The 20,072-nt window shown below is 70.7% G+C and carries 18 protein-coding genes; 7 read left to right on the plus strand and 11 right to left on the minus strand.

Annotated elements, in window-relative coordinates:
- Window positions 1-40: 40 nt before the first annotated feature.
- The 6 genes from ACIBK1_RS34070 (at window position 41) to ACIBK1_RS34095 (ending at window position 6,065) form a co-directional block, all read left to right on the plus strand.
- Window positions 41-874, plus strand: a complete 834-nt coding sequence (locus ACIBK1_RS34070; RefSeq protein ID WP_396739839.1) for a glycosyltransferase family 2 protein — start codon at window positions 41-43, stop codon at window positions 872-874.
- Window positions 862-1,923: a glycosyltransferase family 9 protein gene (locus tag ACIBK1_RS34075; protein ID WP_396739841.1), complete on the plus strand. Its 1,062-nt coding sequence runs from the start codon at window positions 862-864 to the stop codon at window positions 1,921-1,923. Before ACIBK1_RS34070 ends, ACIBK1_RS34075 begins: the two co-directional genes overlap by 13 nt.
- Before the next feature lie 68 nt (window positions 1,924-1,991).
- Entirely contained in the window at window positions 1,992-2,441 is a 450-nt protein-coding gene (locus ACIBK1_RS34080) for a hypothetical protein (protein WP_396739843.1), read from the plus strand.
- Between the two features lie 249 nt (window positions 2,442-2,690).
- A complete protein-coding gene (locus ACIBK1_RS34085; RefSeq protein WP_051761924.1) occupies window positions 2,691-3,146 on the plus strand; it encodes a DUF6220 domain-containing protein in 456 nt (151 codons plus the stop codon).
- A complete protein-coding gene (locus tag ACIBK1_RS34090) occupies window positions 3,143-5,194 on the plus strand; it encodes a multicopper oxidase family protein (RefSeq protein WP_396739845.1) in 2,052 nt (683 codons plus the stop codon). Before ACIBK1_RS34085 ends, ACIBK1_RS34090 begins: the two co-directional genes overlap by 4 nt.
- A gap of 157 nt (window positions 5,195-5,351) precedes the next feature.
- Window positions 5,352-6,065, plus strand: a complete 714-nt coding sequence (locus ACIBK1_RS34095; protein WP_156080980.1) for an SH3 domain-containing protein — start codon at window positions 5,352-5,354, stop codon at window positions 6,063-6,065.
- A gap of 111 nt (window positions 6,066-6,176) precedes the next feature.
- On the opposite strand, the gene ACIBK1_RS34100 is transcribed toward ACIBK1_RS34095, so the two are convergent.
- The 11 genes from ACIBK1_RS34100 to ACIBK1_RS34150 all read right to left on the minus strand — a co-directional run bounded on the left by ACIBK1_RS34100 (window position 6,177) and on the right by ACIBK1_RS34150 (window position 18,290).
- On the minus strand, window positions 6,177-7,025 hold the full coding sequence (locus tag ACIBK1_RS34100; protein WP_396739847.1) for a GNAT family N-acetyltransferase: 849 nt from the start codon (window positions 7,023-7,025) through the stop codon (window positions 6,177-6,179).
- A 96-nt stretch (window positions 7,026-7,121) separates the two neighbouring features.
- On the minus strand, window positions 7,122-7,979 hold the full coding sequence (locus tag ACIBK1_RS34105; RefSeq protein ID WP_030509118.1) for a carbohydrate ABC transporter permease: 858 nt from the start codon (window positions 7,977-7,979) through the stop codon (window positions 7,122-7,124).
- On the minus strand, window positions 7,976-8,902 hold the full coding sequence (locus ACIBK1_RS34110; protein WP_030509119.1) for a carbohydrate ABC transporter permease: 927 nt from the start codon (window positions 8,900-8,902) through the stop codon (window positions 7,976-7,978). The genes ACIBK1_RS34105 and ACIBK1_RS34110 overlap by 4 nt, the downstream gene beginning before the upstream one ends.
- Before the next feature lie 7 nt (window positions 8,903-8,909).
- Window positions 8,910-10,082, minus strand: a complete 1,173-nt coding sequence (locus tag ACIBK1_RS34115; RefSeq protein WP_231513960.1) for an extracellular solute-binding protein — start codon at window positions 10,080-10,082, stop codon at window positions 8,910-8,912.
- A gap of 475 nt (window positions 10,083-10,557) precedes the next feature.
- A complete protein-coding gene (locus ACIBK1_RS34120) occupies window positions 10,558-11,157 on the minus strand; it encodes a GTP-binding protein (protein WP_030509121.1) in 600 nt (199 codons plus the stop codon).
- On the minus strand, window positions 11,138-11,512 hold the full coding sequence (locus tag ACIBK1_RS34125; RefSeq protein ID WP_030509122.1) for a DUF742 domain-containing protein: 375 nt from the start codon (window positions 11,510-11,512) through the stop codon (window positions 11,138-11,140). Before ACIBK1_RS34125 ends, ACIBK1_RS34120 begins: the two co-directional genes overlap by 20 nt.
- Entirely contained in the window at window positions 11,509-11,943 is a 435-nt protein-coding gene (locus ACIBK1_RS34130; RefSeq protein ID WP_030509123.1) for a roadblock/LC7 domain-containing protein, read from the minus strand. Before ACIBK1_RS34130 ends, ACIBK1_RS34125 begins: the two co-directional genes overlap by 4 nt.
- A complete protein-coding gene (locus tag ACIBK1_RS34135; protein WP_030509124.1) occupies window positions 11,940-14,243 on the minus strand; it encodes a sensor histidine kinase in 2,304 nt (767 codons plus the stop codon). Before ACIBK1_RS34135 ends, ACIBK1_RS34130 begins: the two co-directional genes overlap by 4 nt.
- 203 nt (window positions 14,244-14,446) lie before the next feature.
- Window positions 14,447-16,018: a prenyltransferase/squalene oxidase repeat-containing protein gene (locus ACIBK1_RS34140; protein ID WP_231513961.1), complete on the minus strand. Its 1,572-nt coding sequence runs from the start codon at window positions 16,016-16,018 to the stop codon at window positions 14,447-14,449.
- Window positions 16,015-16,911, minus strand: coding sequence for a terpene synthase family protein (locus tag ACIBK1_RS34145; protein ID WP_030509126.1), 897 nt, complete (start codon window positions 16,909-16,911; stop codon window positions 16,015-16,017). The genes ACIBK1_RS34140 and ACIBK1_RS34145 overlap by 4 nt, the downstream gene beginning before the upstream one ends.
- Window positions 16,908-18,290, minus strand: a complete 1,383-nt coding sequence (locus ACIBK1_RS34150) for a cytochrome P450 (protein WP_063754639.1) — start codon at window positions 18,288-18,290, stop codon at window positions 16,908-16,910. The genes ACIBK1_RS34145 and ACIBK1_RS34150 overlap by 4 nt, the downstream gene beginning before the upstream one ends.
- 638 nt (window positions 18,291-18,928) lie before the next feature.
- On the opposite strand from ACIBK1_RS34150, the gene ACIBK1_RS34155 reads away from it, so the two are divergent.
- Entirely contained in the window at window positions 18,929-20,044 is a 1,116-nt protein-coding gene (locus ACIBK1_RS34155; protein ID WP_396739851.1) for a cellulose binding domain-containing protein, read from the plus strand.
- The last annotated feature ends 28 nt before the right edge of the window (window positions 20,045-20,072 follow it).

The raw sequence follows: 20,072 nt of genomic DNA on the forward strand, positions 1-20,072 counted from the left end.
GGCTCCGTTTGCCGTGTGACCTCACGGGTATCAGCCGCGCATGTTCGCCCCGTCTGACCTGGATGTGCTCGTGCCCACCAAGGACCGCCCGGGCGCGCTGGCCGTCACGTTGGCGGGCCTCGCGGCGCAGACCGTGTCCGGTTTCCGCGTCGTGATCTCGGACCAGTCGCACGAGCCGGTGGCCGGCGACCCGCTGGTGGCGGCGCAGCTGCGGATCCTTGGTTACCGCGACAGGCCCGCGGCCGTCCACCGCCATCTGCCCCCGCGGGGCATGGCGGAGCAGCGCGCGTTCCTGCTCGGCCGGGCCGAGCGGCGGCTGGCGCTCTACATCGACGACGACGTCTGGCTGGAGCCGGAGGCGATCGAGGTCCTGCTTTCCGCGATGAGCGAGCTGCGCTGCGGCTTCGTCGGCTACGCCCTGCACGGCCTGTCCTACCGCGACGACGTGCGCCCCGCCGAGCTCGAGCCGTACGAGGAGTGGACGGACGGCGTGCGGCCCGAACGGGTGCGCCGGGAGTCGCCGGCCTGGCAGCGCCACACCCTGCACAACGCCTCGAACCCGCTGCATCTCGCCCGGGAACATCTCGGCTCGCCGGGTCCCCGGGAGTGGCGGCCGTACAAGGTGGCCTGGATCGGCGGCTGCGTGCTGTACGACCGGGAGCGGCTGCTGGAGTGCGGCGGCTTCGACTTCTGGCGGTCGGTGCCGCCCCGGCACGCGGGTGAGGACGTCGCGGCGCAGCTGCGCGTCATGGAGAGACACGGCGGCGCGGGGCTGCTGCCGAGCCGCGCCTACCACCTTGAGCTGCCCACGACGGTCACCGACCGCAGTGCCGAGTGCTACGACTACGTGTTCGAGACGGCATGGGCGCGCTGATCGAGGGCGTGCGCCGCGTCGCGGTGCTGCGGGCCAACGCCCTGGGCGACCTGGTCCTCGCGATGCCCGCCCTGGAGTCGCTCCGCCGGGCCTATCCGCGGGCCCGGCTGACCCTTCTCGGCACGTCCTGGCACGCCCGGTTCCTGGACGGCAGGCCGGGTCCGGTCGACGACGTCGTCGCCCTGCCGCCGATTGCCGGGGTGTCGTCGGCGGACGGCGGCCACCGGGCTCCGGAGAGCCTGTTCGAGGAGCTGCGCGAGCACCGGTTCGACCTCGCCGTGCAGATCCACGGCGGCGGGCGCAACTCCAACCCCTTCCTCAAGGCGATCGGGGCCCGGGTGACGGCCGGCCTGTGCACGCCGGACGCCGAACGGCTCGACCGGTGGGTGCCGTACGTCTACTACCAGCACGAGACGCTGCGCTACCTGGAGGTGGCCGCGCTCGTCGGGGGGACGGCCGAGGCGTACGAGCCGGGCATCGCCGTGACCGACGCCGACCGCGCCGAACTCGCCCGCGTGTACGGCGAGCCGCCGCCCGGCCTGGTCGCCCTGCATCCGGGGGCGAGCGACCCCCGGCGGCGCTGGCCGGCGCGCGCCTTCGCGGAGGCGGCCGACCGGCTCGGCCGCCCGATCGTGATCACCGGCGTCGAAAGCGAGCGGGAGGTGGTCGAAGAGGTCGCGGCGGCGATGCGGCGGCCCGTCGTCACGGCGGTCGGCACGCTCGGCATCGGCGGCCTCGCCGCCCTGTACGAGCGGTGCGACCTGGTCATCTCCAACGACACCGGCCCCCGTCACCTCGCCGCGGCGGTCGGGACGGCCACCGTCGGCATCTTCTGGTGCGGCAATCTCATCAACGCCGGGCCCCTCAGCCGCGCCCTCCACCGGCCGCTGGTCTCCTGGACCGCGCGGTGCCCGGTCTGCGGCGTCAGCGGGCACGATCCGCGGGCGGGACGGTGCCCGCACGACGCGTCGTGGGTGGCCGAGGTCCCGGTCGACGACGTGGTCGAGCAGGCGGAAGACCTGCTTCGCGGCCACAGCGGTACGCCCTGACCACCACACGCCCTGACGACCAGCGGGATGCAAGGCCGCTCCAAGTCGCCCGGCCTACGGTCGGCGGCATGCGAAAGAACCTCGTCATCGGCGGCCTGCTCGCGTTCGTGATCGCCGGGAGCCTGCCGGCCGCCCCGGCCGGGGCCACCACGGCTTCACTGATCCATTGGGGACCCGTACAGTCCCGGAGCGGGCACCACGGATACGCCAAGGCCGATGTGTGGATCACGCGCTTCACCGCGGAGACCTTCGCCGTCTCGGGCACGCTGTACGACCGCGACACCCACGGCGGCCACTGCGCCTACGTCCGGGCCCGTTTCCACTACGCCGGCGGCGGCACCGGGTGGGCCCCGCCGAAGACGACCTGCGCCTCCAGGAAGCCGATCCGGCTGTCGTCGGACGGCCGGATCACGCGGGTGGACGTCAAGGTCTGCGTGTACGACCGGCCGCGCCGTACGACTCTGAACTGCTACGCCGACGCCATCACCCCGGCCGTCATCGCCAACTGGCCGCGATGACCGTACTCCCCCGGTCGTAGCGGTGTACGCCCCTGATCCGGCGGCGGTAGCACCGGGAGCCTCCCCGCGTGCGACGACGTCGAGGCCCCCCGGCGGCACGATCGAAACACCGCCGAGGGACGGACGCCGGGCAGGCCCCCGTACTCCCCCAGCGGTAGCCGGTGTGTCGCTCGACGAGGGACGACACCGCCGGACGTGTGGGACACGATCCCCGTAACCCGCAATCCGCTGACCGAAGGGAACAAGAGCATGCGAAAGGTATACGCCGTAATAGCGGGGCTGCTACTCGCCGCCGTCGTCGTGCAGATGTACCTCGCGGCCGTCGGCGCGTTCGACAAGCCGCAGGACGACTCCTCGTTCGCCCTGCACAGCATGAACGGCATGATGATCATCCCGGTGCTGTCGCTGGTGGCGACCGCCGCCGCGGCGGCCGCCAAGGCGCCCGGCCGCCAGATCGGACTGACCATCCTGCCCCTCGGCCTGGTCATCGTGCAGTCGCTGATCGTCGCGCTCGGCGGCCTGTTCGACGACAGCACCGGCAACACGACGCCGATCTCCCTGGCGATCCTCGGCCTGCACGCCCTCAACGGCATGGCGATCATGGGCGTCTGCGGCATGGTGTTCCGCAACGCGCGGCGGCTCGTGTCGGCCGCGCCCGCACCGTCGGAGGCCGCCGCGGAGGGCCGTCCGGTCAGCGCCTCATGACGACCGACCTGCTCATGGCGCTCGACCTGCTCGTCTCGGTCCTGACCGCGGCGGCGTGGGTGGGCGCGGGCGTGATCGCCGCGGCCCGCCGTCCGAGGACGGCCGCGGCCCTGTTCGCGGTCGCCCTGGTCGCGTCCCTGGCCCGGGTCTGGTCCGTCCTCGCCCTGGCCGGGGCCGGCTGGTGGTTCGTACAGGAGAAGATCACCTTCGTCCTGCCGCTTCTCGTCGCGGCGAGCGCCGCGGCCACCGCGCTCGCCGGGCCGCGCGTGCTTCGCGCCGCCCGGCGGGCGGACGCGGCGTCGCGGGACGCCGTCAAAGCGCCCGTGGTCGTGGTCCCGCTGCTCGGCGCGGGGTACGCCGCGGCGGCCGGGATCGTGCAGACCTTCCTGATCGGATACCCGGCGGATCCGGGCACCGCTCTCCTCCTCCTGGCCGTCGCCGCGGGGGCCGTCCTGGGGACCTGGAGAGCGATGAGCACGCACGTCCCCGGGCTGCGGACGGCGACGGCGGCCACCGCCGTGGCCGCCGTGCTCGGCGCCGCCTTCGTGTTCCTTCCCTCGGCGCCGGCCACGGCGGAGGGCTCCGCCCCCGAAGCAGCCGCCGCCATGGGTGAGATGGGCTCCGCCTCCCACGACCACTCCGCCTCGGGCGGATCCGCCTCCGCCATGGGCGGGGCGACCCGTCCGGTGACCGACCTGCGCGGCCCGGCCACGCCTCCGCCGGGCGGCGCCGTGCGCCGGTTCGAGCTGACGGCGCGCACGGCGACCGTCACGCTGTCCTCGGGCCGGAAGGTGTCGGCCTGGACCTTCAACGGCCAGGTCCCCGGGCCGCCGCTCACCGCCGAACAGGGCGACCTCGTCGAGGTGCGGCTGCGCAACGCGGACATCACGTCGGGGGTGACGCTGCACTGGCACGGCTACGACGTTCCCTCGGGCGAGGACGGCGTGCCCGGCCTCACGCAGGAGGCCGTGCCGCCCGGCGGGGAGTTCGTCTACCGCTTCGTCGCCGCCCAGGTGGGGACGTACTGGTATCACACCCATGAGGTCTCCGACCTCGGCGTCCGCATGGGGCTCTACGGCACGCTCGTCGTCGCGCCGAAGGGAACCGCGGCCACAGGAGTGGACCTCACGCTGCCCGTGCACACCCTCGGGGGCGTGCTGGTGACGGGCGATCGCGACCAGCCCCTGGTCCGGCAGGCCGCGCCCGGCACGCCCGTACGGCTGCGCCTGATCAACACCGACAACACGCCGCACCGGTTCACCCTGGCGGGCACGCCCTACACGCTGGCAGCGGTGGACGGGACGGACCTGAACGCGCCGGGCACGCTCGGCCGGGTCGGCCTGCGGCTCGCGGCGGGCGGCCGGTATGACCTCGCGTTCACGATGCCGTCCGGCCCCGCCGTCCTGCGGATCGACGACCGCACCGACTCCGTACGGCTCGTCCCGGCGAGCGGATCGCCCGGCGAGGCCGCCGCCGCGGACAGCGCGAGCACGACGGCGGCAGGCGCGGGCACGACGGCCGACGCTAGCGCTGCTCCCGCCACGGGCGGTCAGACGGCCGACTGGCCGGAGCTCGACCTCACCCGATACGGCGCCCCCGCCCCCACGCCGTTCACGTCCCGCAGCCGCTTCGACCGGGACTTCACGCTCGTCCTCGACCGGGGGCTCGCGCTGACGAACGGGCGGCCGGCGTACGCGCACACGGTGAACGGCTACGCCTTCCCCAACATCCCCACCGAGGTGGTCAGGGAGGGCGACCTGGTCCGGCTCACCGTGGTCAACCGCGGCAGGGACACCCACCCCTGGCACCTCCACGGCCATCGGGTGCTCGTGCTCTCCCGGAACGGCCACTCCGTCACGGGCAGCCCCCTGTGGCTCGACACCTTCGACGTACGGCCCGGCGAGGTGTGGGAGGTGGCCTTCCGCGCCACCAATCCGGGGCTGTGGATGAACCACTGCCACAACCTCAGCCACGCCGACCTGGGCATGATGCTGCACCTGGCGTACAAGGGAGTGACCACGCCCTTCCACGGCGCGCACGGCGGGTGACAGAATCACCCTTTTTCCCGAGGCGTCGAGTAAAAAATCAGAGCGGGAATTCCACCGAGGTGTAAACGCTCGGTAATCAGATCAGAACTTCGGGTGAGTACCACAGGCCCGGGTCCCCCCGGCCGGGCGTGGGCGATGCCGACCGAAGGGAGAGATCGTGACAGTGGCGAAGAGCGTCGTTCCCGCACTGGCGGCGTGGGCCGCCACGGGGTGGCTCGTCGTGGGCCATCCCACGCCGGCCCTCGCGGGCCAGGCGGGTTCCGGCGCCGGGGGGCGCCTCACGACGGAGATCGTGGCGGAGCAGGCGTCGGGCGTCCAGGGGCATCCCGGCTCGGGAGTCGCGGCGGCCCGGCCTCCCGGCCCCGGTGAGCCAACCGCGTCGGGACCTTACGGGCAGGTCGTGCACGAGGCGGCGCAGGGGCCCGGTCTCGTGTGCGCCTACCGGCTCCGGGGTGTGCGCAAGGGGGGCTTCCTCAATGTCCGGAAGGACGCCGGCGTCCGCCACGCCCCCGTCGCCAAGCTCCGGCCGGCCGACGGAGGGTTCTCCGGCGCCTGCACCGCGACCGGCGGCTGGGTCGCGGTGAAGACCGCCGGTGGAGCCTCGGGATTCGCCGCCGCCCGCTACCTCCACAGGCTCGACCTGAGCGGACGGCCCTCGCTCTCGTGCACCTACCGCCTCCGGCATGTGCGCAAGGGCAGCTTCCTCAACGTCCGTGAGGGCGCCGGCATCCACCATGCCCGCGTCGGCAGGCTGCGGCCGGGCGACGGGAACATCCCCGGAGCCTGCGACGCCACCCACGGCTGGGTGGCCGTGGACAGCGCCGGCGGCATTCCCGGATGGGCCGCCGCCCGCTTCCTCCGCAGGGTGTGACGGCCCGGGCCGGAAGGCCCGGGACGCGCCGGCCGGCATGTGCCGGGCACGGCGAAGCCGCGCTGCCCTCGTCCCCGGTGTCCCCCTGGTCGGGGACGGGGGCCGCGGCCTTCAGCCGAGATCTGGGTGTGGGGCGTAGCAGTCGAGCCGCATGAAGTCCTCGCTGGTCAGCAGCGTGTCCATGTCGCCGATGTGCCAGCCCTCGTCCAGCAGCAGGGCGAGCAGCGGATGCGCGCCGGGCACCGCCACGTGGACCGGCCCGGCACCGTGATGGGCGTTCGCCGCCTCCAGCACGACGTCGGCGCAGTCCTGCGGGGTCGCACCCCCGGCCGGCCCGATGACGGCCTTGTCTCCGGACGTCCTGACGAACGCGTAGCCCGGCCCGCTGACGTGCAGGGTCACGTCGGGGAGCCCGGCATACCAGGTGAGCGTCGAGGTGCGGTCGCCACCGGAGACGTGGGCGTCCATGGCCGCCGCCGCCTTGACGTCCGCCTCCCCCGGCGCCGCCCGCCCGCTCTCCAGCCGCACCACCGGATCGCTCTCCCGCCGCGCCGCCTGGTCGCCGTACGGCCGCCGCTTCAGGTAGAAGAGCGGGCAGCGGGGGCGCATCCCGTTCCTGACGTAGAGCGCGAGTGCCCTCTTGTCGTCCGACGCGAAGGTGACCCTGGGCGTGTCGCCGGTCAGCAGACGGGACAGGATCGTGCGGCCCACCCCCGACGACTGGTGCTCCGGCAGGACGAACAGGTCTCCGAGGTGCGTGACCGTCCCCCGGCGCAGCGTGCCGCCGAACCCCGCGACCGTGCCGTCCACCTCGCCGACGAGCACCTCGCCGAACTCGCGTTCCGCGTCCACGAAGTCCGGCCGCTCCGGCCACAGGCCAAGGAGGCCGAAGTGGCCGGCGACGGTTCGTACGCCGGCCATGTCGGCGTCTGCGGCGGGGCGGACGATCGGTTCCGCCATCGGTCTCCCCCTGCGATGTCGCCCTGTGTTCCGATCACCTTAGGGCGCGTGCGGCGGGATCGCGACGCTCGGTCACGCCGTACGGCTGCGCGCGGGTCAGCCCTTGATGGCCCCCGCGGTCAGACCGCTGACGAGCTGGCGCTCGGCCACGGCGTAGAAGCCGAGGGCAGGCAGCATCGCGACCACGATGTAGGCCATGACGCGTGCGATGTCCGTCGCATACTGCCCCTGGAACTGCTGGACGCCGAGGGGGATGGTGAACAGGCTGTCGTCGCTGAACACCACGAGCGGCAGCATGAACTGGTTCCAGCTGTTGACGACCGCGAGCACCGAGACCGTGGCGACCGCGGGCTTGGCCATCGGCAGCAGGATCCGCCAGAAGAACCCGAACGGCGTACACCCGTCGAGGATCGCCGCCTCCTCGATCTCCCCGGGGATGGCCCGGAAGAAGCCGCGCAGGATGATGATCGTCATCGGCATGCCGAATGCCGCCTGCGGGAGGATCACGCCGAGCGGGTTGTCGAGCAGCCCGAACATCCGCAGCAGCACGAACAGCGGCAGGATCGCCACCGCGAACGGGAACATGAGCCCGGCGGCGAACATCGTGAACAGCGCCTCACGCCCCCGGAAGGCGAAGCGCGCGAACACGTAGGCCGCCAGCGCGGACACCGCGACGACCACAAGCGTGGTCAGCACCGCGATGTAGGTGCTGTTCCAGAGCATCTGCCAGAACGACGCGGAGCCGAGGACGCTCGTGTAGTTCTCCGGCACCCAGGGGTTGGGCAGGCCAAGCGGGTTGCTCGACAGCTGCCGGGTGGTCTTGAAACCGCCGAGCACGCCGTACAGCAGCGGGATGCCGACGAACAGCGCCGTGATCACGACGATCGCGTGCAGGGACAGGCTGCGCAGCGGACCGCCCGACGTCGGCGACTGCTTGTGACGGTTGGCGCTCATCGCTGGTCCCCTAGCACGGTGCTCGCTCCTTCGAGGTCGCGTCGCATGACGTATCTCTGGTAGAAGACCGCGAACACGAGGCTGATGAGGAACATCACCACGCTGATCGCGCTCGCGTAACCGACCTGGAAGCGTTTGAAGCCGAACTGGAACATCGTGACGGCCATGGTCTCGGAGGAGTGCGAGGGACCTCCGCCGGTGATGATCCACACCAGGTCGAACAGCTGGATCGCACCGATGACCGACAGGAACACGCTGATGCGGATCGTGGGGCCGAGCAGCGGCAGCGTGACGTAGCGGAAGACCTTCCACCCCGTCGCGCCGTCGATCTGGGCGGCCTCGGTGAGCTCCCTCGGGATGCCCTGGCGGCCGGCGATGTACAAGATCATGTGGAAGCCGAAGTACTTCCAGGTCATGACGATGAACACCGACATCATGACCGACGACGGGTCGGCGAACCAGTCGAGGGGGTCGACCCCGAACCAGCCGAGGATGTAGTTGGCCAGGCCCTCGGTGGGCGACAGGATCATCATGAACAGGACGGCGGTGATCGCCTCCGACAGCACGTACGGAGCGAAGAACAGCAGGCGGAAGAACGCCCGGCCGCGGATCCTCTGGTTGAGCAGCATGGCGATGCCCAGCGAGAGGGGAAGCTGAATCGCCACCGACAAGATGATCAGCAGCAGCCCGCGCCACAGGTCCCCGAGGAAGACCTCGTCGGCCAGCAGACGGGTGAAGTTCGCCATGCCGATGAAGTCCGTCGGCAGCCCGCGCATGCCGTTCCACTTGAACACGCTCGCGTAGAAGGCGAGCAGGATCGGGGCCACGACGAGCCCGAAGAAGAGCACGAGCGCGGGAAGCAGGAACAGAAGGATCGTGGTGAACCCCCGGAGCCGCAGGCTCCGGGGTCTCGTCGTCTTCACGCGACAGTTACTCCGACTTCGCGGTTTCCGTGATGGCCTGCGCCACCTGCTCGGGCGTCTTGGTCCCGCCGATCAGCTGGGCCACGGAGTCGTTGACCTCCTGGCCGACGGCCGGGGGGAACGCCTGGTCGAGGTAGAGCTGGAACCCGGTGGCACCGGCGAGGTTCTTGGCGACCACGCTCAGGTTCGGGTCGGTGACCGCGTCCTCCTCGCCCTTCAGCACCGGCAGCACGCCGCCGGTCCCGACGGCCTTGCGGTGCTCGGCGCTGTCGGTCAGGAACTTCAGGAACTCGATCGCCTCCGCCGGGGCGTCGGCCCCGATCGCGTAGCCGCCGCCGCCGCCGAACGCGTCGGTGACCGCGCCCGCGCCGCCGTCGACCGCCGGGAAGGGGAAGAACCCGAGGTCGTCGCCGAGGCCCTTGCCCGCGTCGTTCTGCACCGCGGGCGCCCACTGGCCCATCAGCTCCATGGCGGCCTTGCCGTCGCCCATCGTGGCGGCCTGACCGCCCGGGTCGCCGTACGTCGCGCCGAGGTAGCCCTTCTGGAACGGCTGGAGATCGGCCAGTTCCTTGAGCTTCTGCCCCGCCTGCACGAAGGCGGGACCCGTGAAGTCCTTGCTGTCGCCGGCCTGCTTGAGGGCGTCGAGGCCGCCGATCCGCATGGCGAGGTACGCCCAGTAGTAGTGGCCCGGCCACTTGTCCTTGCCGGCGAGCGCGATCGGGGTGACCCCGGCGGACTTCAGCTTCTTGACGTCGTCGATGAGCGCCGACCAGGTCGCCGGAGGTTCGGCGATCCCGGCCTTCTTGAACAGCGCCTTGTTGTACCAGAAGCCCACCATGCCGATGTCTTCGGGCAGGGCGTAGGTCTTGCCGTCCACCTGGTAGGCCGACAGCGCGGCGTCCGTGAAGGTGCCGAGCCAGGAGCCGGCGTCGGAGGTGAGGTCCTTGACCAGGCCGGCGTCGACCTGCTGCTTGAGCACGCCACCGCCCCAGGTCTGGAAGATGTCCGGCGCCTTGCCGGACTGGGTGAGCGTCGTCAGCTTCGCCTTGAACGCCTCGTTCTCGTAGGGAACGCTCTTGATGGTGATGTTCGGGTGCGCGGCCTGGAAATCCTTGATCGCCTGAGCGCCGTAGGTCTTCAGGGGATCGGTGGTCCAGATGTTCCAGAACTCGACGGTCACCTTTCCACCGGCTGAGCTCTTGCTCTCCCCGGCGTCGTTCCCGGTACTACCACATCCCCCGAGGACCAGTGCCGACGCCGCCAGGAGCGCCGCACTTCGCCGACTCAACTTCACGGTGGTTTCCCTTCTGGATTCCGACCGAAACTTTCGGCAGTCGCCCGATAGTTTCTGCGATGGGGCAGACGTTACAGGGGGGTTAGGTTCATATCAACGGCTGTTGTGCACCTGTTACGCATGGTCGACGGCGAACGAAAGTACGGCCGATCGATGATGCCCAAAAGGGATGAATTGGGAGCAATCAGGCGGCATTAACGGGCGACCGAAACCGGATAGGCGCCCCGCCCGGGCGTGGGTCACATGAGAACTGAGGTACGGAAACGCCACTCGGCTACGAAACGTAAATCGTACGCAAGGGATCAAAAGCCGCGTACGCGAATAAACCCGGACGCCTCCGGGTGAGAAACCGGCGAAAGCGTCAGTGGGCGGCGGTGGTCGGCCGCTTGCCGTACGCGTGCTTGACGAGCTCGATCAGGACTTCCTTGCCCGACTCCCGCTTGCGCGCGTCGCACAGCATGATCGGCACGTCCTGGCTGAGGTTGAGCGCGAGCTTGACCTCGTCCAGCTCGAAGACCGGGGCGCCCTCGAAGCAGTTGACCGCGACGACGAAGGGCGTGCCACGGCGCTCGAAGTAGTCGACGGAGGGGAAACAGTCGGCGAGCCTGCGGGTGTCGGCCAGCACGACCGCGCCGAGCGCCCCCCGGGCGAGCTCGTCCCAGACGAACCAGAACCGCTCCTGGCCGGGGGTGCCGAAGAGATAGAGGACGAAGTCCTGCCCGATGCTGATGCGGCCGAAGTCCATGGCGACCGTCGTGGTCGCCTTCGCCTCGACCCCGGACAGGTCGTCCACCCCGACGCTGCGGTCGGTCAGCGTCTCCTCCGTGCGCAGCGGCCGGATCTCCGACACCGCGCCGACCATCGTGGTCTTGCCCACCCCGAAGCCGCCGGCGATCAGCAATTTGATCGCCTTCGGCATCTTCGGCGGGGTCTGCACGGAATCAGAGCGCGCGAAGGCCATCGAGCACCGCCTTGTACATCCGCTCGTCGAGCACGTCCATCTCCGGTTGGGGCTGCTGCACGGCCACGAAGCCCCGGTCGAACAGGTCGCCGAGGAGGACCCGGACGATCCCGGCCGGCAGGTCCAGATGGGCCGCGATCTCCGCGACCGACAGCGGCCTGCGGCACAGCCGCACGATCGCCTGGTGCTCGGGGTCCAGTCCGATCTCGGTGCCCGTGGTGGGCCGGACGGTCACCGCGAGCGAGATGAGGTCGAAGCGGTCCTGCGCCTCCGTGCGGCCGCGCGCGATCACGTATGGCCGGATGGTCGGCGCGTCGAGTAAGCGCTCCTCGTCCGGGCCCCACTCGCCGTTCACAGGCGGACCTCTCTCCCGGTGGCCCGGTCGATCGTGGTCCGGGCGGGCGAGGTCAGGTACTGCCCGACGCGCACGACGAGCATGGCCATCTCGTACGCCACCAGGCCGACGTCGGCGTCTCCCGAGCAGAGCACGGCCAGGCAGGCGCCCTGGCCCGCCACGGTCACGAGCAGGTAGGCCGACTTCATCTCCACGATGGTCTGCCGTACGGACCCGCCCTGGAAGCGCTCGCCGACGCCGCGCGCCAGGCTCTGCAGCCCGGAGGCGACGGCGGACAGGTGCTCGGCGTCCTCCACGTGCAGTCCCTGCGAGCCGGCCAGCAGCAGGCCGTCGGTGGACAACACGATGCCGTGCTCGACCTCGCGGACCCGCGCGACGAGATCATCGAGCAGCCATGCGAGGTCCGCGGAGGCCCCGGTCTTCTGCGTCACAGGTTGTCCTCCTCGTCACCCAGCAGCTTCGCGGCCTCGGATCTGCCGCGCCTCGTCCCCGACTGGAACGAGCCCATGATCTTACGAATGTCGTCCGGCGAGCGGTCCTCCTGGTCCTCCGCCTCGTTCGCGTTCCTCGACTCCTCGGCGAGCGCGGGGGCGAGGTTGGCCTGCGGCACCCGGAAGGGCAGGCCTGACGGCGTGAACCCGGCCGGGGGCGCCGGCCTGTCCGGATCGGCGCCGCCGGGCGGTGGGACGCTCTGCACAGGCCTGGGCGGCTCGGGAGCCCTCGGCACAGGAACCACCTCCTGAACTGGTCCGGGGACCGCCTCGGGCGCGCCGACCAGCGCGATCCTCCGGGAGCCGGGCTCCCGCTGCGGGAGACCGGGACCGGTCGTCTCCTCCTCGGGCAGGGCATCCCCGCCCTCGATGACGAGGTCGCGCGGCAGCAGCACGACCGCGGTCGTGCCGCCGTACGGCGACGCCTTGAGCGAGACCTTGATCCCGTGCCGCTCGGCCAGACGGCTGACGACGTACAGGCCGAGCCGGGCGGTGCTCGACAGGTTGAACTCGGGCGGGTCGGCGATCCGCTGGTTGGTCGCCTCCAGGTCCTCGGCGCTCATCCCGAGGCCGCGGTCCTCGATCTCGATCGCGTAGCCGCTGGCCACCACCTGGCCGCCCACCTGCACCATCGTGTACGGCGGGGAGAACGACACCGCGTTCTCGATCAGCTCGGCGAGCAGGTGGATGAGGTCGCCCACCGCGCGTCCGATGAGCGCGGTCTCCCCCATGGGCATCACGGTGACGCGGGTGTAGTCCTCGACCTCGGCCAGCGCGCCGCGTACGACGTCGACCATCAGCACCGAGCGCCGCCAGGCGCGGGCGGGAGACGCTCCGGACAGGACGATGAGGTTCTCGGCGTTGCGCCGCATGCGGGTGGCGAGGTGGTCGATGCGGAACAGGTCCTTCAGCTCCGCCGGGTCCGACTCGCGCCGCTCCATCACGTCGAGCAGCGTGAGCTGGCGGTGCACCAGCGACTGCGTACGCCGGGCGAGGCTGAGCAGGATGTCGCGGATGCTCTGCCGGAGCTGGGCCTCCTCGACGGCGGTGCGGATGGCGGTCTCCTGCACGGTGTTGAACGCCGCGCCCACCTGGCCGATGACGTCGGGTCCGAAGTCGAGCGGCGGCGCCTCGGCCTTGACGTCGACCTTCTCGCCCTGGGCGAGGCGGGCGACCACTCCGGGCAGCCGCTCGTTGGCCAGTTCGAGCGCGGCCTCGCGCAGCTTCTCCAGCTGACGCACCAGGGCCCGGGCCGTGGTGACCGACAGGACGATCGACGCGATGACCGCCACGAGGCCGAGCACACCGGCCAGCAGGAGGCGGGCGATGACCGCGACGGCGACCGGTGTGGTCCGTTCGACCAGACGGTCACCGGCGTCCAGGACCGTCTTCTGCAACTGGGTCAGAGCCGGTTCGATCGCCGATCTCCACTGCTCCGCGCCGATCGGCGGCAGACCCCCGGGCCGGGTGACCTCCATGACGGTCTCTTCGTACGACCGCAGGCGGACGAAGGTCTGGCTCCGCTCCAGGCGGTCGAAGGCGGCACGGTCGGCGTCGGGCAGCGCCTGCACGGCCTCGCTCTGGTGGAATCGCTGCGCACCGACGATCTGGGAGAAGCGGGCGCGTTCCGGCGCCGTCAGCCGTCCCGACGACAGGGCGCCGGCGAGCAGGGCGTCCTCCTCCGAGAGCAGTTCCCGCGCCTGGCTCAGCTCGATGAGCGCCCGCGTGTCCTCGGCGACGCCCTCGTCGTCCAGAGTGGCCAGGGCGTCGTACGTGCGGTAGACGGAGTCGATGACCGTGGTGTAGCTGTCGAACGACTTGACGCGGTCCATCTGCCCGCCGTCGGCGAGACCGCGGCTCTTGCGCAGGCCGTCCAGCTGGCGGATCATGTCGTCGATGCGCCGCTGGAGCACCTCGTCCGCGGCGAACTGCACGTCACCGCCTTTGGCGAGGCGGCGGAAGTCGGCGGCCGCGGCGTCGGTGCGCGCTCGCTGGGCCGTCAGGGCGGCACGGTTGGTGGACGACGACTGGGCCAGGATCACAGCGGTGAGCCGCCGCTCCTGCTGCAACTCCACCAGGAGCGTTTCGCTGGGCTGGGCCACCCCTTTGTCGTAGACCGCGACCCAGACGAGGTTCAGACCCTCCCGTAGCGTCACCCACGCGGCGAACGCCCACAGCGCGGCAAGGGACACCAGCAATGCCGTCACCTTGGTCCGCACCCTGGAATTGCGGAAGCGCATGAGACCACCTTGCGAAATCGGCGATACGCGAGGTTTTCGCGACGATTAACACGCGCACGACGTCATGGGTCGCAAGAGCTGCTCACCCCACACCCGCGCAATATCCCGGCCACCTTAGCAAAGGGGCCGAAAAGCCCTCAAGTCGGAAATATAGTGGCGAAAATGTCCACTTTTCCGAATTAGGCGGATTTCCCGTGACGAGATCATACTTGACTGATGGGCCTCACACCAAGTGATCGGGACTGTGCGAGGTGGATCGCGGCGAGGACGGCCGCGCGGACGACCGCCAGCGGCCGGTAGAGGTCCTTGTCGTGCCACAGCGGCGGCCCTTCGGCGACGTCCGCGACCCGAAGCAGGTAGGCGTATCCGCGCGCCGCCGCGTCCCGTACGCGTTCCTCGCCTCCGGCGAACAGCAGGAGCTGCAGGGCGTAGGCCGTCTCCTCCGCCGTGCCTGTCCACCGGCCCCACGATCCGTCCTCGCTCTGGGTGTCCAGCACCCATTCCACCGCGGCACGCACCGCCGGCACCGCGACGGGACCGCCGAACTCGTGCAGCGCGAGGGAGCAGGACACGGTCGCGTAGTAGGGCGAAGCATGCCAGCGGTCGTCCCAGCTTCCGTCCTCCCGCTGCCGCTCGAGTAGCCAGCCCCTCAGCTTGCCGATCGCGGGGGCGTACCGCGCCGCCTCGGCCGGCCGTACCGCGGCGTACTGGCCGAAGGCGTCGAGCACGTGAGCGTTCACACTGACGGAGGAGCCCTCCTCCCCCTGCCAGGTGCAGAAATGGGTCGGCGTCTCGAAGGCCCACAGGCTGTCCGGCCTGCGCGGCACGCCGAGCAGGGCCAGCGCGTACAACGCGACGGACGTGGTGTCGGCGTCGGGCGGCAGACCCGCTCCCGCGGGGGTGCCCGCGGGTCCGATGGCCGCCCTCAAGTCCGCCAGCATCTCGGGAGGGACCTCGAACGGAATCCCTGCGCGGGCCAGCCAGCTCAGCACCCACCCGCGTTCGAACACGGTGATCGGCAGGCCCACCGGCACCGGACCGCCGTGCCTGCGCACGATGGCCTCCAGATGCCAGCGGACGGGATGCCCCGGCTCGCTCGGCCCTCTGTCCCCCAGCCACGCCGCGCTCGCCGCCGGCGAGGCGCCGATCGTGCCGATATCGGTCACGTGGGCCACGGCCGCCCCGTTGGCCGCGTCGCCGGCGATCTCCAGCGCATGCAGGAGTTTCTGCGGGATCTCCGCCTCCGACGCCACCCAGGCGCGCACCGCCTCCAGCGGAGCGGCGCTCATTCCCACGGGCAGCGTCAGGGGGACGCTCATCCCGTTCTCCTCGAGGTGCTCGTTGATGAGCATGACCAGGGACGGGACGATCAGTTCGATGGCCGGCATGTCGGGCAGCGACAGCCCCGCTCCGCTGAGGCATCTCGACAGGAGTCGCAGCCCGCGCGCCGCCGCCTCCCGCAAGGTCTCCACACCGACGCCGGTGTCGTCGCCCCGGCGCAGCACCGACAGGAGCGCCTCGGTCGCACTGAGGCTGGGCACCAGCCCGTAGCCCTCCGGGGCTCCCCAGCCGCCGTCGCTCCGCTGGGTGTCGATCAGCCACCGCACCCGCTCGCCATGCCCGGTGAGCCAGGGAGCCAGTGTCACCAGACGGCCGGTCTCGTAGACCGACGGGGACACCTGCCCCCAGGGCATGGACATCAGTCCGAGCACCAGCTCCTGGGCCGCACGGCCTGCGTCGGCCGCCACCTTCAGGGCAATGTCGTTCGTGCTCACAGTTCGCCCCAGTAGTCCGCGAGCCCGTAGAAGCCCGTGCTGTAACCGATCTGTCGTTCGAGGTAGGCCGACTCGTCCGGGCGGATCGACCGCAGCGGCTCGAGCGCGGCGCGGCATTCGCCGGTGAGGGCCGCGACACGCGCGAGCACCTCGTCCCGGGACACGCCGAGCATGAGGGCGTTCAGATCCCCCCAGCCGACGTCGCGTTCGTACGTCGCGAGGTCGTTGAGCAGGCGCAGCACCTGCTGGACGACGCCGCTCGCCCGAAGCAGTTCGTCCAGGTGGGGGATGAGGAGCGGATCGCCGGAGTGGATCCAGTGCCCCAGGTTCACCAGGGTCGAGCCGAAGTTGTCGGCGTTGCCGAGATACTCCTCGAACGTCGGCAGCGCGGCCTCGCCGCCCTGCTTCCACTGCCACTCCCGGGCCATGGCGCCGAGCATGCGTTCGAGTTCGGCGCGCCAGGCCGTGTGGAGGCTCGGGAAGAGCGGGGACGCGGCGAGGTCGTCGCGGATGGCGGCGAGAAACCGGGTGAGCGGCGTATGCGAGACGGGCTCCCTGGCGTACGCCACCGCGAGGCAGCCGCGTACGATCTCGTCGATCTCTTCCTGCGAGGTGGCCTCGTGGTCGATCAGCCAGTCGACCGCGAAGATCCACAAGGACGTGCGATTGGCGATCCTGAGCTGCTCCGCGGTCGCCCAAGGCGAGCCGAACGCGTTGGCGAGAGACACCGTGGCGAAAAGCGTCGCGTCGAACGGCTTGGCGGCGAACAGCTCGGGGAAGTTCCGCGCGCATTCCTGCAGGTCTCGCTGACAGCGCGCCGCGAGGGCGCCGGTCCTGCCACTTGCGGCCGCCGCCGTCAGGTGCGCGGCTTCGCGGCTTCGTGCCAAGGTCATGCCGCGGCGCCCCCGCCGACGGGAACCAGGCGCACCTCGACGAGCTCCTTCGGGCGCAGCGACGCGGCCGGGAACGGCGTGAGCGGACGGGGAGCGCGCACCTCCGGGCGGAAGCGGGCAAGGATGCCCGCCACCATCAGCGGCGCCTCCGCGAAGAAGAGGTGCTGGCCGATGCAGATGTGCGGGCCCCCGCCGAACGGGAAGTGGGCGTACCGGTGCCGGCGTTCCTGGTCGCCGCCCTCGGCGAACCGCTCCGGGTCGAACTCCTCAGGACGGTCCCAGAACTCTTCAAGGCGATGGGTGGCGAAGGGGCTGATCAACAGCGTGGAACCGGCCTCGATCGGCACATCACCGAGCCGGCTTGGTTTCGCCGCCCGCCGAGGCAGGATCCAGCCCGGCGGGTACAGTCGCAGCAGCTCGTTGAACACCGCCTTCATGTACGTGAGCCGGGGCAGGCACTCCGCGTCCACCGGCCCGCGTCCGACCACGGTCTCCACTTCCTCGTACAGCCGGGCCGCGACCTTTGGATGGTCATCGAGGATCGGCCACAGCCAGGTCAGCGCCACCGCCGTCGTCTCCACCGACGCACCGTAGATGCTGACGAGGTCGTCCCTGATCCGCCGTTCCGCCGTCGTGGCCTCCTCGTCGCGGCGGGCGCGGGCTAACGCCGAGATGATGTCGTTGCCGTCCCCCGGCTCCCTGATCGCGTTCCTGACCAGCGGCATCACGACCTCGTCGATCGTCTTCACCGCTCGCATGAAGGCCCGGTCTCCCGGCAGCGGGATCCAGTCCGGCGCGAACGGCAGCAGCAGCCGGGAGGCGAACGAGGTCGCGGCGACCCCGTAGGCGGGGCCAAGCCGCTCGGCGTCCGCGACTGAGATCTTGCTGCCGAACAGGACGCGGATGACGGTCTTGCTCACGAGGCGGCTCATCTCCTCGTAGATGTCGATCCACCGCCCCGCCCGCGCGTACGGCTCCCACGCCGTGATGCCCTCGTCGATCGTCTCGGCCATGTCCCGGGTCAGGCTCGCGACGTATCTGGCGGTGAAGAGAGGCTGCATGATCCGTCGGGCGGACTCCCAGTCGGGGCCGTCGCTGATGATGCTTCTGCCGGCGAGCCGTTCCACCGGCTTCCACAACATCCCCTCGCGCGGATGATTCTCCCAGTCACGGCGCAGAACGTGCTGGACATGGTCCGGGTGGCTCACCAGGTAGGGACGGAACGGCCCGAGGCCTAATCGGACGACCTGACCGCGAGCCTGCCTCGCGAAACCGCCGAGCGCGTTCACCGGATCGCGGAGCAGCGGACGAAGGGTGCGGCGTAGCGGCAGGGCGGGCGGCCTTGCGATCCGATGGATGTTGAGCGCCTCGGAGCTCACGGCCGTCACCCTCTCGCGGTACGCGTGTGTCCGGACGCCCCTCGCCTGGGCCTCGTCCGGCGATCACACCGAACATCACTCGCGGAGTATCACATGATCCGGTCGAAATGATCAAGATTCCTGCCTAGTGATACTTTTGTAGTCGTTAGTCACCAGTTGAGACATCAGTGGCGTTTGGTTCCTGCCGCAGGTGGGCCGCCACACCGCGAGGAGCGAAACAAAAAAGGCCGGGCCTTGCGGCCCGGCCTCTCACGACGCGTCGTCAGGCGTGGCTGGTCACCAGCAGCGCGATGCCCACAAGGATGACGATGGGGATCAGCCACACCACGACCTCGCCGAGGAACTCCTTGTACATGGGGACCGAATCCTCTCGGTGACGTGCGGAAAGTGAATCCCGAGCAGCATATTCGCTCGTGCCGGGCGGTGGAACAGGGCACCGTCCCCGGGCGGCGTACGGCAGAGGCCGCTGTGCCGGGAGAGACCCCACGAGCCGGAGGCGACGCCCGCCGGCACCGGCGACACATCGGGTGAAACGTACATATATCCCCGCTGGTCACGGCTTCTGCCGCGCCCCGTCCCTGGGCCGGGCGACCGAGCGCTCCTTACCATCGCGCCGGACGGCACGAGGGAGAGACGCGATGTCGAAGACAAGTGCGGTGCTGGCGGCCCTGCTCGTGGTCCTCGGGCTGCTCGTCGCCCGGCCCGCCGAGGCGGCCGCGGTGCGGATCATGCCCCTGGGCGACTCGATCACCGGGTCGCCCGGCTGCTGGCGGGCCCTGTTGTGGAACAAGCTGCAGAACGGCGGCTTCACCAACATCGACATGGTCGGGACACTGCCCGCCCAGGGGTGCGGGGTGCCGTACGACGGTGACAACGAGGGCCACGGCGGCTTCCTCGTCACGAACGTCGCCGACCAGAACCAGCTCCCCGGCTGGCTCTCGGCGACCCGTCCCGACATCGTGATGATGCACTTCGGCACCAACGACGTGTGGAGCAACAGGCCCACCGACACGATCCTCGCGGCCTACAGCAAGCTCGTGGACCAGATGCGGGCGAGCAACCCGAACATGAAGATCCTGGTGGCCCAGATCATCCCGATGAACCCGAGCACCTGCCCCAAGTGCGCCCAGCGCGCCGTCGCCCTGAACAGCGCGATCCCGGGCTGGGCGGCCGCGAAGACCACCGCGGCCTCCCCGATCGTGGTCGTCGACCAGTGGACCGGGTTCAGCACGAGCACGGACACCTACGACGGCGTGCACCCCAACGACAGCGGCAACCAGAAGATGTCGGACAAGTGGTATCCCGCGCTGTCGGCGCTGCTCGGCGGCGCCCAGCCGTCCCCCAGCCCGAGCCCGAGTCGCAGCCCCAGCGCCAGTCCCAGCCCCTCGCCGACCCGGTCGCCCTCTCCGTCGCCGTCCCCCTCTCCGTCCCCCTCGCCCTCGTCCGGGCCCTCGGGCTGCAGCGCGACATACAAGGTCACCAACCAGTGGGGCGGCGGCTTCCAGGGCGAGGTCACGGTCAAGAACACCGGCGCCTCTTCCGTCAGCGGCTGGACCGTGACCTGGACCTTCGCCAACGGTCAGCAGGTCACCCAGGCGTGGGGCGGCAAGGCCGTGCAGAGCGGGGCGAGCGTGACCGTGCAGAACGAGAGCTGGAACGGCTCGCTCGGCGCCGGCGCGAGCACCACCTTCGGCTTCATCGCCTCCTGGAACGCCGCCAACCCGGCCCCCACGCCCGCCTGCGCGGCCGCCTGACCTCGATCGGACCGGGCCGGGCCGCCGC

It is taken from the genome of Microbispora rosea, assembly GCF_044460045.1.
GTDB classification, from domain to species: Bacteria; Actinomycetota; Actinomycetes; order Streptosporangiales; family Streptosporangiaceae; genus Microbispora; species Microbispora rosea.

What these genes read in the sequence shown, in the direction of transcription:
- ACIBK1_RS34100 (WP_396739847.1), bottom strand. Translation starts at nt 7,025, where the DNA reads ATGGCGGAACCGATCGTCCGCCCCGCCGCAGACGCCGACATGGCCGGC.
- ACIBK1_RS34120 (WP_030509121.1), bottom strand. Translation starts at nt 11,157, where the DNA reads ATGGCCTTCGCGCGCTCTGATTCCGTGCAGACCCCGCCGAAGATGCCG.
- ACIBK1_RS34080 (WP_396739843.1), top strand. Translation starts at nt 1,992, where the DNA reads ATGCGAAAGAACCTCGTCATCGGCGGCCTGCTCGCGTTCGTGATCGCC.
- ACIBK1_RS34135 (WP_030509124.1), bottom strand. Translation starts at nt 14,243, where the DNA reads ATGCGCTTCCGCAATTCCAGGGTGCGGACCAAGGTGACGGCATTGCTG.
- ACIBK1_RS34085 (WP_051761924.1), top strand. Translation starts at nt 2,691, where the DNA reads ATGCGAAAGGTATACGCCGTAATAGCGGGGCTGCTACTCGCCGCCGTC.
- ACIBK1_RS34155 (WP_396739851.1), top strand. Translation starts at nt 18,929, where the DNA reads ATGTCGAAGACAAGTGCGGTGCTGGCGGCCCTGCTCGTGGTCCTCGGG.
- ACIBK1_RS34075 (WP_396739841.1), top strand. Translation starts at nt 862, where the DNA reads ATGGGCGCGCTGATCGAGGGCGTGCGCCGCGTCGCGGTGCTGCGGGCC.
- ACIBK1_RS34090 (WP_396739845.1), top strand. Translation starts at nt 3,143, where the DNA reads ATGACGACCGACCTGCTCATGGCGCTCGACCTGCTCGTCTCGGTCCTG.
- ACIBK1_RS34105 (WP_030509118.1), bottom strand. Translation starts at nt 7,979, where the DNA reads ATGAGCGCCAACCGTCACAAGCAGTCGCCGACGTCGGGCGGTCCGCTG.
- ACIBK1_RS34070 (WP_396739839.1), top strand. Translation starts at nt 41, where the DNA reads ATGTTCGCCCCGTCTGACCTGGATGTGCTCGTGCCCACCAAGGACCGC.
- ACIBK1_RS34145 (WP_030509126.1), bottom strand. Translation starts at nt 16,911, where the DNA reads ATGACCTTGGCACGAAGCCGCGAAGCCGCGCACCTGACGGCGGCGGCC.